The 15,263-nt window shown below is 63.5% G+C and carries 12 protein-coding genes; 7 read left to right on the forward strand and 5 right to left on the reverse strand.

The window, feature by feature from the left end; genetic code table 11:
- Window positions 1-4: 4 nt before the first annotated feature.
- Together ACN0X6_RS21770 and ACN0X6_RS21775 are read right to left on the reverse strand one after the other, a co-directional pair.
- Complete coding sequence (locus ACN0X6_RS21770; protein ID WP_417707170.1) at window positions 5-1,189, reverse strand: amino acid ABC transporter permease; 1,185 nt, start codon at window positions 1,187-1,189, stop codon at window positions 5-7.
- A 239-nt stretch (window positions 1,190-1,428) separates the two neighbouring features.
- Complete coding sequence (locus tag ACN0X6_RS21775; RefSeq protein WP_160019861.1) at window positions 1,429-2,457, reverse strand: amino acid ABC transporter substrate-binding protein; 1,029 nt, start codon at window positions 2,455-2,457, stop codon at window positions 1,429-1,431.
- Between the two features lie 477 nt (window positions 2,458-2,934).
- On the opposite strand from ACN0X6_RS21775, the gene ACN0X6_RS21780 reads away from it, so the two are divergent.
- From ACN0X6_RS21780 to ACN0X6_RS21810, 7 genes are all read left to right on the forward strand, one after another.
- Complete coding sequence (locus ACN0X6_RS21780) at window positions 2,935-3,594, forward strand: alpha/beta hydrolase (RefSeq protein ID WP_417707172.1); 660 nt, start codon at window positions 2,935-2,937, stop codon at window positions 3,592-3,594.
- Between the two features lie 23 nt (window positions 3,595-3,617).
- The gene (locus ACN0X6_RS21785) at window positions 3,618-5,519 is read left to right on the forward strand and encodes an acyl-CoA synthetase (RefSeq protein ID WP_417707173.1); all 1,902 of its coding nucleotides are present in this window, start codon (window positions 3,618-3,620) and stop codon (window positions 5,517-5,519) included.
- A gap of 189 nt (window positions 5,520-5,708) precedes the next feature.
- A complete protein-coding gene (locus ACN0X6_RS21790; protein ID WP_417707175.1) occupies window positions 5,709-6,647 on the forward strand; it encodes a GGDEF domain-containing protein in 939 nt (312 codons plus the stop codon).
- A 250-nt stretch (window positions 6,648-6,897) separates the two neighbouring features.
- Window positions 6,898-8,061 carry a dipeptidase gene (locus ACN0X6_RS21795; RefSeq protein WP_417707177.1) on the forward strand — a complete coding sequence of 388 codons (1,164 nt, stop codon included), beginning with the start codon at window positions 6,898-6,900 and terminating at the stop codon, window positions 8,059-8,061.
- Window positions 8,062-8,171: 110 nt separating this feature from the next.
- On the forward strand, window positions 8,172-9,620 hold the full coding sequence (gene rhlB, locus ACN0X6_RS21800; protein ID WP_417707179.1) for an ATP-dependent RNA helicase RhlB: 1,449 nt from the start codon (window positions 8,172-8,174) through the stop codon (window positions 9,618-9,620).
- Between the two features lie 73 nt (window positions 9,621-9,693).
- The gene (locus ACN0X6_RS21805) at window positions 9,694-10,836 is read left to right on the forward strand and encodes an NAD(P)/FAD-dependent oxidoreductase (protein ID WP_417707181.1); all 1,143 of its coding nucleotides are present in this window, start codon (window positions 9,694-9,696) and stop codon (window positions 10,834-10,836) included.
- Entirely contained in the window at window positions 10,821-11,255 is a 435-nt protein-coding gene (locus ACN0X6_RS21810; RefSeq protein WP_417707182.1) for a hypothetical protein, read from the forward strand. The genes ACN0X6_RS21805 and ACN0X6_RS21810 overlap by 16 nt, the downstream gene beginning before the upstream one ends.
- Window positions 11,256-11,287: 32 nt before the next feature.
- Here the strand turns inward: ACN0X6_RS21810 and ACN0X6_RS21815 are convergent, their stop codons facing one another.
- From ACN0X6_RS21815 to ACN0X6_RS21825, 3 genes are all read right to left on the reverse strand, one after another.
- On the reverse strand, window positions 11,288-11,584 hold the full coding sequence (locus tag ACN0X6_RS21815) for a hypothetical protein (protein ID WP_417707184.1): 297 nt from the start codon (window positions 11,582-11,584) through the stop codon (window positions 11,288-11,290).
- Window positions 11,585-11,646: 62 nt separating this feature from the next.
- Complete coding sequence (locus ACN0X6_RS21820) at window positions 11,647-12,633, reverse strand: TerC family protein (RefSeq protein ID WP_417707186.1); 987 nt, start codon at window positions 12,631-12,633, stop codon at window positions 11,647-11,649.
- A 199-nt stretch (window positions 12,634-12,832) separates the two neighbouring features.
- Complete coding sequence (locus tag ACN0X6_RS21825; protein ID WP_417707188.1) at window positions 12,833-15,196, reverse strand: DNA polymerase II; 2,364 nt, start codon at window positions 15,194-15,196, stop codon at window positions 12,833-12,835.
- Window positions 15,197-15,263 lie beyond the last annotated feature (67 nt).

Below are 15,263 nucleotides of genomic sequence, written 5' to 3' on the forward strand. Positions count from 1 at the left end.
CTCCTTACCGCTCGGTCAGCGCGATGCGCTTGTTGTACCAGTTCATCAGCAGGGAAATGCTGATACTGATGGCCAGATACACGCTCATGGTGATGGCGATCACCTCGATGGCCTGGCCGGTCTGGTTGAGCACGGTGCCGGCGAACAGTGAAACCATGTCCGGGTAGCCGATACCGGCGGCCAGGGACGAGTTCTTCGCCAGGTTGAGGTACTGACTGGTCAGCGGCGGAATGATCACGCGCAGTGCCTGCGGGATGATCACCAGGCGCAGGGTGACGCCCGGGCGCAACCCAAGCGAGCGTGCCGCTTCGGTCTGACCATGACTGACTGCCATGATCCCGGAGCGCACGTTCTCGGCGATGAAGGCTGCGGTGTAGATGGTCAGTGCCAGGGTCAGCGCCATCAGCTCGGGGATCATCACCCAGCCGCCACGGAAGTTGAAACCGGTCAACGCCGGCACGCTCCACACCAGCGGGTTGCCGCCGATCAGCACGGTAAGGCCGGGAATCACCACGATCAGCGCCAGCGAGGTCCACAGCAGCGGGAAGATCTGGCCAGTGGCCTCGCGGCGCTTCTTGGCCCAGCGTCCCAGGGCGATGATGCCGACGATGGTTGCCAGCAGGACCACCGCGAACAGCCCGAAACTCTCCGAAGGGCCCGGCGCCGGCATGTACAGACCGCGACTGTTGAGGAAGAACATCTCACCAACACCCAGGCTCTGCCGAGGGCCAGGCAGGGCGAGAAATACCGCGAAATACCAGAAGAGGATCTGCAGCAACGGCGGAATGTTGCGGAAAATCTCGATGTAAACGGTGGCCAGCTTGCTGATCAGCCAGTTGGGCGATAGCCGCGCCACGCCCAGCAGGAAGCCGAGGATGGAGGCCAGCACGATACCGATGAAGGACACCAGCAGGGTATTGAGCAAGCCGACCAGGAAGACACGGCTGTAGCTGTCGCTTTCCGTGTAGTCGATCAGGTGCTGGGCGATACCGAAACCGGCGCTGTTATTGAGAAATGCGAAGCCGGAAATGATCCCGCGCTTCTCCAGGTTGGCCTGGGTGTTCTGGAAGAGAAACCAGCCGAGCGCCACAACGGCGATAACGGCAATGATCTGGAAAGCCCAAGCACGCACCTGCGGATCGTTCAGAAGCGATCCTCGCGGGCGCGGGGCATTAGCAGTCGTGTGCATGACAACCCTCATGGAAGCCCCGGCCGCACGCAAGCCGGCCGGAGTTCACGTAATCGGAAACGACAGCGGCAGGCCCCGAGAACCGGTCCATAGTCTGCTGCGCGTCGGGCCTGCTGCGTCAAAAACAGGCTCAGAATGCTCATTTACAACTCGTAAACTGCGCTTCTTCGCCTGTTTTTTCCTTGCATACCTCTAGCTCGCAATCCTATGAACAGGTTCTCGCCTGCCGCTGTGGACGGTCAACGCACCGGCGGTGCGTACTGCAGACCACCCTTGTTCCACAGGGCGTTGAGGCCACGCTCGATCTTCAGCTCGCTGCCGGCACCGACGTTACGGTCGAAGGTCTCACCGTAGTTACCGACTTGCTTGACGATCTGTACTGCCCAGTCCTTCGGCAGCTTGAGGTCTTTGCCGAACTCACCTTCAGTACCCAGCAGACGTGCTACGTCCGGGTTCTTGGTGTCTTTGGCAGTCGCTTCGACGTTGGCCGAGGTCACACCCAGCTCTTCGGCGTTGACCATGGCGAACAGGGTCCAGCGCACGATGTCGAACCACTCTTCGTCACCCTGGCGCACGACCGGGCCCAGAGGCTCCTTGGAGATGACTTCCGGCAGCACGACATAGTCGTCCGGGTTGGCCAGCTTGATGCGCTGTGCATAGAGCTGCGACTGGTCGGAGGTCAGCACGTCGCAACGGCCGGCTTCGACCGACTTGGCGCTCTCGTCGGAGGTATCGTAGGTGATGGGGGTATACTTCATGCCGTTGGCACGGAAGTAGTCGGAGAGGTTCAGCTCGGTGGTGGTACCGGCCTGGATGCAGACGGTAGCTCCGTCCAGTTCCTTGGCGCTGGAAACGCCCAACTTCTTGTTCACCAGAAAACCCTGGCCGTCGTAGTAGTTGGTGCCCGTGAAGTTCAGACCCAGTGCGGCGTCGCGCGAGCTGGTCCAGGTGGTGTTACGCGACAGGATGTCGACTTCGCCGGACTGCAGCGCGGTGAAGCGCTCCTTGGCGGTCAGCGGGCTGTACTTGACCTTGGTCGCGTCGCCGAAAACCGCAGCTGCAACAGCACGGCAGACGTCAACGTCGAGACCCAGGTAGTTGCCTTTTTCATCGGCATAGGAGAAGCCAGGCAGACCGTCACTGATACCGCACTGCACGAAGCCTTTCTTCTGCACTGCATCCAGGGTGGCGCCTGCCTGAGCAAAGCCACTGACACCGAGCACAGCTGCGGTGGTCAGCACAGCCAGGGTGGATTTCACCATCTTCATCAAAAACCTCCAGTTGCTCTTGTTGTGTTGGAGTCTCCGTCCGCCTTCCCCACCCTTTTGAGGCACGCGATCCGCTGGCAGCAACGGTATCGACGAGAAGTTCGAACGTCAGGCAGGAGTCTAGTCGGCTTTACCCTCTGCTGGCCAACTGCCCCCGCCCAGCCCATTGATTGAACGGGCCAGAGACGGATCGTCATCCATCTGGGCGATCAACCGCCCCGACGGTCTATTAGGAACCCCACACAGCAGATTCCTGCCTGTTGAGCGGTGCGCAGTGGCACAGTGTTACCGTTAGCGCGCCGCGTCGTCAGTTCGAGTGAGACTTAGCAAGCCCCGTACCAGCACATGGCAAGTGGCCGGATATGAGAGGGTCAAGGGCAAAAGATTCACCCGTGCGACAACTTATTCACAGATTAGCCAAGCCTTGAACAGGGCGCCGCCCCAAAACAAGGCGCCCGCACCACACTGGAGCTACCAATGACCGCACCCATGATTTTGCAGCCCCCACAATCCGCCGATTCCAGCGTGATCTGGCTGCATGGGCTGGGGGCTGACCGCTACGATTTCCTGCCGGTCGCCGAGATGCTGCAGGAGCGCCTGCCTAGCACACGTTTCATCCTGCCGCAGGCGCCAACCCGCCCGGTCACCATCAACGGCGGCTGGAGCATGCCGAGCTGGTACGACATCCTCGCCATGAGTCCGGCACGTGCCATCGACCAGGCGCAACTGGAGGAGTCCGCCGACCAGGTGATCGCCCTGATCGACGCCGAGCGCGAAAGCGCCATCGCCCCTGAACGCATCGTCCTGGCGGGCTTCTCCCAGGGCGGTGCTGTGGTGCTGCACACGGCCTTCGTGCGTTATCCAGAGGTCCTCGGCGGGGTACTGGCACTCTCGACCTACGCCCCGACCTTCAGCGACGACATGCCGCTGGCGGATACAAAAAGACAACTGCCGGTGCTTTGTTTGCATGGCAGATTCGACGACGTGGTGACACCCGATATGGGGCGTGCCGCGTATGACCGCCTGCACGCCTGTGGGGTGCCGGTGCAATGGCGCGACTATCCGATGGCGCACGAGGTGCTGCCGGAAGAGATTCGCGATATCGCCCAATGGTTGGGCCAACTGCTGGCCGACTGACCGACCCGAGAGATGCACGATAAATGAGCACAGCGCCCCTCATTCGCACACTGCAGGATATCGAACGGATCGAGCGCACCGCCCTGAGTGATCGCGATCTGCCCAGCAGCACCTTCGAGCTGATTCGCCGCACGGCGCAGGCCAGTCCCGAGGCAGCGGCGCTGTCGTTCATTGCCCAGGGTACGGGAGAGGAGACCCCGCTGCGCCTGAACTATGCCGAACTGCTCGGCAAGATCACCCAGACCGCCAACGCCTTCCACCGCCTGGGCCTGCGTCCTGGCAAGGCGGTATCCTTCCTGCTGCCCAACCTGCCGCAGACCCACTACACCATCTGGGGCGGCGAGGCGGCCGGCATCGTCAATGCGATCAACCCGCTGCTCGATCCCGAGCACATCGCCGAGCTGATCCACGCGTCGGACTCCGAGCTGCTGGTGACCCTGGCGCCCTTCCCCGGCACCGAGCTGTGGGACAAGGTCGATGCCCTGCGCGATCGGTTGCCAGAGCTGAAAGCGATTCTCTGCGTGGACATGGCCAACCTGTTGCCCGAACCACAACGCAGCGCGCTCAAGGCCCAGCGCGGCCCGCTGCCTGAGGGCGTGCTGGATTTCGATGAAACCATCGCCGCCTGCCCCGCCGACCACCTGGAAAGCGGCCGTGTGATTGCCGCCGACGACATCGCCAGCTACTTCCACACCGGCGGCACCACCGGTACGCCGAAACTGGCGCCGCACAGCCACGGCAACGAAGTGGCGATGGCCTACAGCATGAACCTGGTGACCCGCTTCGGCGTCGGCGACGTGACGCTCTGCGGCCTGCCGCTGTTCCACGTCAACGGCGTGATCGTCACCGGGCTTACGGCGTTCATCGGCGGCGCGGAAGTGCTGCTGGCCACACCGCAGGGTTATCGCAATACCACGCTGATCAGCAACTTCTGGAAGGTGATCGCGCGCCACAAGGTCAGCTTCTTCAGCGGTGTTCCCACTATTTATGCCGGCCTGTTGCAGATTCCCAGCGAGGGTTATGACCTGTCCTCGCTGAAATACGCCCTGTGCGGCGCCGCGCCGATGCCGGTGGAACTGATCCGCCAGTTCGAGGCCAAGACCGGCCTGACCCTGCTCGAAGGCTACGGCCTGACCGAGGGCACCTGCGGCAGTTGCGCCAACCCACCGGCAGGCGAACGCCGCCCCGGCTCCATCGGCCTGCCCATGCCCTACTGCGAAGTGCGCATCAAGGTACTCGACGAACAGGGGCGCTATCTCCGGGATGCAGCGCAGGATGAGATCGGCAACCTGTGCATCCGTGGCGCCACGGTGTTCAAGGGCTATCTGCAGGCGAGCAAGAACGCCGGCATCTGGGTCGATGGCGACTGGTTCAACACCGGCGATCTGGGTCGCGTCGATGCCGACGGCTATATCTGGCTGACCGGGCGCAGCAAGGATCTGATCATCCGTGGCGGTCACAACATCGACCCGCAGATGATCGAGGACGCCCTGCACAGGCATCCCGCCGTCGCCATGGCCGCTGCCGTGGGCAAGCCAGATGAAAAGGCCGGCGAATTGCCGGTGGTCTACGTGCAGCTCAAGCCGGGCGCGCAGGTCAGCGAAGTCGAGCTGCTGGAACATGCCGCCGTCCATATTCCCGAACGAGCAGCGGTGCCCAAGGACGCCTGGATCATCGATGCCATTCCGCTCACTGCGGTGGGCAAGACCTTCAAACCAGCGCTGCGCTTCGATGCCATCGCCCGTGTTTACCAGGCTGCTGTCGATGAGCTGCACCCGGCTGTTCGGGTCGAAGTGCTGAGCGATGACAAGGCCGGTCAACTGGCCCATATCCACCTGCCAAATCAGGATCAGGCATTGGCTGCCACCATTGGCGAGCGCCTGTCCGGCTACGCGGTGGGCCATCGCATCCACTTCGCAGCGTGACCCAGAGCGCGCAAGGACGCGCACCAGTTAACAACTTTGCATTTTCGTGCAACCACTGGTCGGCAGAGCTTCAGGCAAGCATTGCCACGCCTGAAGCCCGGGAATAATGTCGAACGCTATTCGTAGACACGACAGGGAGCGTTGGTGGTGCCTCGGGCTTTTCGCCCGCTCAGGCCCGACGAGATTGTAATGAAACCGGCGCACTGGCAGGCAGACCTGCAACAAGTTCGACAGCTGCGACTATTTCATAATGTCGCCACCAGCAGCCTGGACCAGCTGCTAAGGGAATTTCGCGCCTGCGAGCTGGAAGCCGGCGAAGTGCTGCTCTCCCCCTTCAATCGCAACCAGCACCTCTATCTGCTGATCGAGGGCCAGCTGCGCGTCTACCTCGGCTCACTGGACAACCAGGCCGTCAGCACCCTCGAAGTCGGCGACTGCGCCGGTGAAATCAGCTTCATCGACAACGAACATCCCTCCGCCTACGTGGTGGCCGAGCGCCCCTCCCTCGTCCTGCGCCTGCATCGCGAGTCCCTGGTGGCGTTGTTCCAGCAATCCCCGCAGATGATGCAGAACCTGCTGGAGCTGCTCTGTGAACGCGTGCGCCAGGGCAACCGGCAGATTCTCGACAGTGAGCAGAACGCCAACGTCGACACCCTCACCGGTTGCTTCAACCGGCGCTGGCTGGAGCACGTGTTCGAGCGCGAGAGCACCCGCTGCGCCTTCAACGATGAACCCATGTCGCTGCTGATGCTCGATGTCGACCACTTCAAGGCCTATAACGACCAGCACGGCCACCTGGCCGGTGACTACGCCCTGTGCCTGGTGACGCATACCCTGAGCAGCCAGCTGAGGGCCAAGGACAGCCTGGTACGTTTCGGTGGCGAGGAGTTCGTCATTCTCCTGCCGGAGATCACCGATGAGGCTGCACGCGGTATCGGTGAGCGCCTGCGTATCAGCCTGGAGCAGATCGCCTCCTTCTACTCGCCGGTCGGCGTGCTGCCCGGCGTCACCATTTCCATCGGCCTGGCGCAGATGCGCCATCAGGACAGCCTGCAAAGCCTTATCGCGCGTGCCGATGCGGCGCTGTACCAGGCCAAGCAACAGGGTCGTAACTGCCTCTGCGGCTGAGCCTAGATCGCCTTGCTGCGTACGGCGCACCCTACCGCTGGGTGGGCCGCGCGCAACGCGTCCCTGCTAGCAGGCCGTTAAAAAACGTAGGCGAGGCAGCCAGTGCGAGGCAAAAACAGGCGAAAAAGCGGAGTTTACGAGTTGTAAATGAGCATTTTGAGCCTGTTTTTAACGCAGCAATGGCAACGTAGGTAGTTTTTTAACAGCCTGCTAGAGTGCCCGGCATAACAACATGCCCGGATGGCCACTCATGCGCAAACTGCTGATCGCCCTGCTTCTGCTCGTTCCCCTCTGCGCCCTCGCCGTACTGGGCCTGCCCCGAGTCATCGACGCGCAGATGAACAGCGTCGCCAGCCCGCCACCCTATCCAGCCAGCGCCAGCGCGCAGAAGCTGCACCAGGGGCTGTTCGTTGCCGACCTGCACGACGACGCCCTGCTCTGGGAGCGCGATCTGCTCAAACGCTACGACTACGGTCACTCCGACCTGCCGCGCATGCTCGAAGGTCGCCTCGGCCTGCAGGTGTTCTCCACCGTGACCAAGACGCCGCGCGGGCTGAACATGGAGAGCAACGCCGCCGACAGCGACAACATCACCCTGCTGGCCATGGCCCAGCGCTGGCCCCGGGAAACCTGGAACAGCCTGCTGCAGCGCGCGCTGTACCAGGCGCAGAAGCTGCAGGATGCGGCGCACGCCAGCGAAGGTCGCCTGGTGCTGATCCGCAGCCGCGCGGACCTGGCCCGTTTCATCGAGGCCTGGGACAAAGACCCGCAGCGCGTCGCCGGCCTGCTCGCCACCGAAGGCCTGCAGCCCATCGAGAACCAGCTGGAGAACGTCGATACGCTCTTTGATGCAGGCTTTCGTATCGCCGGCCTGACCCACTTCTTCGATAACGAAGTGGGCGGTTCGGCCCACGGCCTGGCAAAAGGCGGCCTGACCCCGCTGGGGCGCCAGGTGATCGCGCGCCTGGAAGAAAAATCCATGCTGGTGGACCTGGCCCACGCCTCGCGCCCGCTGATCGACGATGTGCTGGCCATGGCCACGCGCCCGGTGCTGGTCTCGCACACCGGCGTCGAGGGCACCTGCCCCGGCACGCGCAACCTCAGCGACAAGCACCTGCAGGCCATCGCCGCCACGGGCGGAGTGATCGGTATCGGCTACTGGAGCACCGCCGTTTGCGACACCTCGGTCGCCGCCATCGTCAACGCCATCCGCTATACGGCGGACAAGGTCGGCGTCGAGCACGTCGCCCTGGGCTCGGATTTCAACGGCACCGTGCATACGCCGTTCGACGTCACCGGCCTGGCGCAACTTACCGAGGGACTGCAAACCGCCGGCTTCGACAATGACGCCATTGCCGCGATCATGGGCGGCAATGTACAGCGCCTGCTGCTGGCCAGCCTGCCGGAGAAATGAGGCCCTGAGCACACAGTGCTCTTGACAGACGCGAGCGAAGCACTTCGCCACGCCCGCGTCTTGCATTACACTGGCGGGCGTTCACTCCTTAACCAGTCGATGAGAAGCCCGTGCTCAAAGCACTCAAGAAAATGTTCGGCAAAGCCGAAGACGAGCAGCCACAACCAGCGCCGTCACCCGTAGCAGCGCCCGCCCAGAGCGGTGCCGCAGAGCAGAAGCGTCCCCGCAAGAACAAGCCCGCCCTCACCGCCAGCGAGACCGCAGGCGATAGCCCGGCGCAGCAACAGCCCCGCCCGCCAAAGGCCGACAAGCCGCGCCGCGAGCGCCCAGCCAAGCCGGTAGACACCTGGAAACTGGACGATTTCGTGGTCGAGCCTGCCGAAGGCAAGACGCGCTTCCATGACTTCAAGCTCGCCCCCGAGCTGATGCACGCCATTCATGACCTGGGGTTCCCCTACTGCACGCCGATCCAGGCTGGCGTACTGGGCTACACCCTCAAGGGCCAGGACGCCATTGGCCGCGCCCAGACCGGCACCGGCAAGACCGCCGCCTTCCTCATCTCGATCATCACCCAGCTGCTGCAGACCCCGCCGCCGAAAGAGCGCTACATGGGCGAGCCACGCGCGCTGATCATCGCGCCGACCCGCGAGCTGGTGGTGCAGATCGCCAAGGACGCTGCCGAGCTGACCAAGTACACCGGCCTGAATGTCATGCAGTTCGTCGGCGGTATGGACTTCGACAAGCAGCTCAAGCAACTGGAGTCGCGCTTCTGCGACATCCTCGTGGCCACGCCGGGCCGCCTGCTGGACTTCAACCAGCGCGGTGAAGTGCACCTGGACATGGTCGAGGTGATGGTGCTGGACGAAGCCGACCGCATGCTCGACATGGGCTTCATCCCGCAGGTACGCCAGATCATCCGCCAGACGCCGATGAAGGGCGACCGCCAGACCCTGCTGTTCTCCGCCACCTTCACCGAAGACGTGATGAACCTGGCCAAGCAGTGGACGGTCAACCCGGCCATCGTCGAGATCGAGCCGGAGAACGTCGCCAGCGACACCGTCGAGCAGCATGTGTACGCCGTGGCCTCGGCCGATAAATACAAGTTGCTGTACAACCTGATCAGCCAGAATGACTGGACGCGGGTCATGGTCTTCGCCAACCGCAAGGACGAAGTGCGGCGCATCGAAGAGCGCCTGACCCGCGACGGCATCAGCGCCGTGCAGATGTCCGGCGACATTCCCCAGCACAAGCGCATCCGAGCTCTGGAAGGCTTCCGCGAAGGCAAGATCCGCGTGATGGTCGCCACTGACGTTGCCGGTCGCGGCATCCACGTCGATGCCATCAGCCACGTGATCAACTTCACCTTGCCGGAAGACCCGGACGATTACGTGCACCGCATCGGCCGTACCGGCCGCGCCGGCACCAGCGGCACCTCGATCAGCTTCGCCGGCGAGGACGATGCCTTCGCCCTGCCGCCGATCGAAACGCTGATCGGCCGCAAGATCCAGTGTGAAATGCCGCCGGACGAGCTGCTCAAGCCGGTGCCGCGCAAGCACTGAGCCGGCGCAGGCAAACCAAAGGCGAAGCCCTCCAGCTTCGCCTTTTTCATTTGACCCCGTTGATTGATACGCCATGCAGCATTGCGATTACCTGATTATCGGCGCCGGCATTGCCGGCGCTTCGACCGGCTATTTTCTCGCCAGCCACGGCAGTACGCTGCTGCTCGAACGTGAAGCGCAGCCCGGTTATCACGCCACCGGCCGCTCGGCCGCGCTCTACACCGTGGCCTACGGCACGCCGCAGGTCCGCGCGCTGACGGCCGCCAGCCGCGCCTTTTACGACGCACCGCCGGCCGGCTTCACCGAGCATCCCTTGCTCACGCCGCGCGGCGAGCTGGTGGTGGATTTCAGCGGTGACGCCGCCGAGCTGCAGCGCCAGTACGAACAAGCCCGCGAGCATGTCAGCGAGGCTCGTCTGCTCGGCGCTGACGAGGCCTGCGCGCTGGTGCCTGTGCTGCGCCGTGAGCGCGTGCATGGCGCACTGCTGGACCCCAGCGCCGCCGATATCGATACTGCAGCGCTGCACCAGGGTTACCTGCGTGGCATCCGCCAGCAAGGTGGTGAGATTCACTGCAACCGCGACGTGCTGACCATCATGCGCCACGCTGGCGGCTGGCAGGTGGATTGCGCCGGGCACAGCTACCGCGCGGCCGTGCTGATCAATGCGGCCGGCGCCTGGTGCGATGAGATCGCCCAGCTCGCCGGGCTGCCCGGCATCGGCCTGCAGCCGAAACGCCGTGCGGCCTTCACCTTTGACGGTGCGCCGGGTGTCGACTGCCAGGCCTGGCCTGCGCTGGTGAGCCTGGATGAGTCCTTCTACTTCAAGCCCGATGCCGGCCTGCTGCTGGGCTCACCCGCCAATGCCGACCCGGTGGTGCCGCATGACGTGCAACCGGAAGAGCTCGATATCGCACTGGGCATCCATCAGATCGAGGCACACACCACCTTGCAGATTCGCCGCCCGGCGCATACCTGGGCCGGCCTGCGCAGCTTCGTCGCCGACGGCGATCTGGTCGGCGGCTTCGACACTCACGCCGATGACTTCTTCTGGGTGGCAGCACAGGGCGGCTACGGCATCCAGACCAGCGCGGCCATGGGCCAGGCGTGCGCAGCCTTGATCCGTCGACAGCCGCTGCCGGAACATCTGGCCCGCCACGGCCTGAATGCCGCAACACTCTGCCCGTCACGTCTGCTGCGTACATGCGTCAGAACCTGAGACGTACGCTGCCGGGTCTGGCGCTGATCCCGACCACCGCGCTGTTCATTGGCCTGCTGACCAGCGAGCTGCAGCACTCTCGCCTGGGACTGGCCTGGCCCCTGACGCTGGATCCGCACACTTCGCTGTGGCTGGAACTGACGCTCGCCTCGCTACCCGGCCTGCTGCTGTTTATCGTGGCGGGCATTGGGCTGCGGCGTCACGGCAAAGCCATTGCACAGCTGGTCTTTGTCGCCAGCGCCGCGCTCTGCGCCTACTGCGCCGTCACCCTGCTGGCGCCCTCATACGGCAATACCTGGAGCGCCAGTGAGGTGCTCAAGGAGCTGCTGCTGGGTCAATGGCAGTTGTTCGTCCTCGCACAACTGCCAGGGTTGCTGCTGAGCGCACTGCTGCATCCGGCTGGCGCCGAGCACGGCTGATGGTTTCGCGCTGCGCTTGATGGCATGGCGATTCAGGTCTCGACGCCCTCTTCGCGGGTCTTCTCAGCCTCTTGGGGCTCCGTTTCAGCTTCCTCCTCCGGCTCGTCCTGGCCCAGGGCGCGATTGGTGGACTCCTGCAGAGAGTCCACCTGGCGGTTGACCTCATCGACCACTTCGCCGACCGAGTCGTTGATCAGCGCCTGCGCTTCCTTCTTCGCCTGCTCGGCGAGTTTCTGCGCTGACTGTTCGGCCGCATCGCAGCCGACCAGAGCCATCAACGCCAGGCCCAGTGCGGCAGGCGCAAGTCGATTTCGCAAATGTTTGTGCATCATGCTTCTCCAGTTTCGAGGGCCCGGCCAGACGTTGTGCATGGCCGGGCTAAAGTCTGTGATCAGATCTGCGCGGGCGGCTGGCCGCGAGTCTTGTACAGCGACAGCAGCACGCCACCGATCAGCAGGCCCAGGGTCACGCTCAGGGACACCACCGCCGGGATCTTGCCGATGATGCCGACCAGGAAGATCTTCGCGCCGATGAACACCAGCACCAGGGCCAGCGCGTACTTGAGGTAGGCGAAGCGGTGGATCAGCGCGGCCAGGGCGAAATACAGGGCCCGCAGGCCGAGGATGGCGAAGATGTTCGAGGTGTAGACGATGAACGGATCCTGAGTGATGGCGAAGATCGCCGGCACGCTGTCGATGGCGAACACCAGGTCAGCGCACTCGATCAGGATCAGCGCCAGGAACAGCGGCGTTACCCACAGCACGCTGCGGCCCTTGCCATCGTCCTGACGGACGAAGAAGCGCTGGCCATGCAGATTGTCGGTCACACGCAGATGCTTGCGCAGGAACTTCACCAGCACGTTGTTCTGCAGATCAGGCGCATCGTCGAGCTTGGAGAACAGCATCTTCACACCGGTGAAGAACAGGAAGGCGCCAAACACGTAGAGGATCCAGGCGAACTCGTGGATCAGCGCGGCGCCCAGGCCGATCATGATCGCCCGTAGCACCAGCACACCCATGATTCCCCAGAACAGCACCTTGTGCTGGTACTGCCGTGGAATGGCGAGAAAGCTGAAGATCATGGCCATGAGAAACACGTTGTCCATCGACAGCGATTTCTCGATCAGAAAGCCGGTGAGGTAATCCATGCTGGCGTCGCCGCCCTTCTGGAAGAACACCCAGACGCCGAACAGCAGACCTGCGCTGATGTAGCCAGCGGACAGCAACAGGCTCTCGCGCACACCGATTTCGCGGTTATCGCGATGCAGCACGCCAAGGTCGAAGGCCAGCAGGGAGATGACGACAGCGATGAAGACCAGCCACAACCAGGTGGCCGTGCCGAGAAAGTCGGCGAATAGAAACGGTTCTAGGGCAGTCATGAGCCCCTCCTACAGTCAGATTGAACAGACTGTGATCCGACATCGCGGGGTTAACCGCCAGAGGGGCCCGGTATCACGGGCGCCACGATACTCAGGCCGCGAACGCGGCTCAACGAGACGACTTTTGCAAAGTATTTCCGGCTCTAAGACGCCACAGAACCTGCTGCCACCTAAAGGGTTCGCTGTTTATCCGAAGGTTTCAGAACAACCCGAGCTGCCCATCCACCAGGCGCTCGAACTCGCCGCCGACGAACGGCAGGATGGCATCGGCCACAGGCTTCAACTGGCGACTGATGTAATGCTCGTAGTCCACCGGCGACAGCAGACGCTCCAGCGGTTGCGGCCCGCCCGTGGTGATCAGGTAGCTGATCCAGCCGCCGCGCTGGTACTGCAAGGGCCGGCCAAGATGCTGGTTGTGCTCGTCGGCCAGGCGCGCAGCACGCACGTGCGGCGGCACGTTGCGCTGGTAGTCGTCGAGGCGCCGGCGCAGGCGCTTGCGGTAGACCAGCAGCTCGTCCAGCTCGCCGGCCAGGGTGCGTTTGACGTAGTCGCGCACGTAGTCCTCATAGGCCTGACCGGCGAACACCAGACGGTACAGTTCCTGCTGGAAGCGCTGGGCCAGCGGCGACCAGTCTGTACGCACCGTCTCCAGCCCCTTGAACACCATGCGTTCGCTGCCATCGGCGCCGTGCACCAGGCCGGCGTAGCGCTTCTTGCTGCCCTCTTCGGTGCCACGGATGGTGGGCATGAGAAAACGTCGATAGTGGGTTTCGTACTGCAACTCCAGCGCGCTGGTCAGGCCGTGTTCACGCTGCAGATGCTCACGCCACCAGGCGTTGACCTTGCTCACCAAGCCACGACCGATCCGCGCGGCATCTTCCTCGCCATGCGCACTCCCGAGCCAGACGAAGGTGGAATCGGTATCGCCGTAGATCACCGCATGCCCCTCGGCTTCGATCAGTTCGCGCGTGCGCTTCATGATCTGATGCCCACGCAGGGTGATCGACGAGGCCAGACGCGGATCGAAGAAGCGGCAGCCGCTGGAACCGAGCACGCCGTAGAACGCGTTCATGATGATCTTCAGAGCCTGTGACAAGGCTGCATTGCCGTCACGCTTGGCCGCCTCTCGCCCCTGCCAGACACGCTCGACGATGGCCGGCAGACAATGCCGGGTACGCGAGAAGCGCGCGCCGCGAAAGCCCTCCACCGAGTGTTCGTCATCCGGCTGGTGCAGGCCTTCGACCAGGCCCAGTGGGTCGATCAGGAAGCTGCGGATGATCGACGGATACAGGCTCTTGTAGTCCAGTACCAGCACCGAGTCGTACAGACCAGGGCGCGAATCCATGACGAAGCCACCGGGGCTGTTCTCGCCGCGAATGTCGCCGAGGTTCGGCGCGACGAAACCCAGGCGATGCATGGGCGGCAGGTACAGGTGGGTGAAGGCGGCCACCGAACCGCCACTGCGGTCGGCAGCTAGGCCGGTGACGCTGGAGCGTTCCAGCAGGAAGGCGAGCAGGTCGGTATGGGCGAAGATGCGCGTGACCAGCTCGCAGTCCTTGAGGTTATAGAGAGCCAGCGCCGGCTTGTCCTCGTCGAACATGCGCTGGATCTCGTCCATCCGCGCATAGGGTGTGTCGATGGCCTTGCCTTCGCCGAGCAGCGTCTGCGCCACCGATTCCAGGCTGAACGACGGGAAGCTCCAGGTCGCCGAGCGCAATGCCTCGATACCATCGATGATCAGCCGCCCGGCCGCCTCGGCGAAGTAATGCTGGCTGCTGTTGTGCTGGCGCCAGCCCATCACGTCGCCGCCACGCCCCAGAATCAGTGGCACCTTGAGTTGCTCGGCGTGATCGCGCAGCACGCGCAGGTCGAACTGCACCAGGTTCCAGCCGATGATGGCGTCTGGGTCATGCAGCGCCAGCCAGTCATTCAGGCGTTCGAGCAGCACCTTGCGGCTGTCGCAGTACTCCAGATCGAAGTCGAGGATGCCGGCGTCACCATTGGCCGGGCCGAGCATGTACACCTGGCGCTGGCCGCAACCTTCCAGGGCGATGGAATACAGCTCGCCACGGGCACTGGTCTCGATATCCAGCGACACCAGGCGCAGCGCCGGGCGGTAATCAACGGCGGGCTTGAGCGACTTGCACAGCAGGCTGCCGTCTTCCTGCTCGATACCGTCGAACAGCACGCTGGCGGTGATAAAGCGCTCCATCAGGTAGCGATCCGGCGGACGGATATCGGCTTCAAAGACGTCCACGCCGACCTGACGCAGCTTCTTCTCCAGCTGCAGCAACTGGCGGTACTGGCGGCAGTACAACCCCAGCACCGGGCGACGCTTGAAGTCGCGCAATGCCAGCTCACGCAGCTCGACACCCGGCTCGGTGCGCAGCAGCGGCTCGGCCCAGGCGCGCTGCTCGGCCGGGATGAAAGCTACCGTCTCCTGGCACGGCAGGCGTATCTGGCGTGGGCCGGCATCGGTGGCCAGCCAGAATGCCACCTCGGTGCCCTCCGGCGTGTCGCGCCAATGGCGGCTGAGCACGAAGCCTTGCTGGGGTTGCGTCATTGGGATTGGGTCACGGGTTGCACGGCAGATCATGGGCAGCCTGTAGGAGCGGCTTTAGCCGCGAAAG

The organism is Pseudomonas sp., assembly GCF_048269965.1.
Classification (GTDB): Bacteria; Pseudomonadota; Gammaproteobacteria; order Pseudomonadales; family Pseudomonadaceae; genus Aquipseudomonas.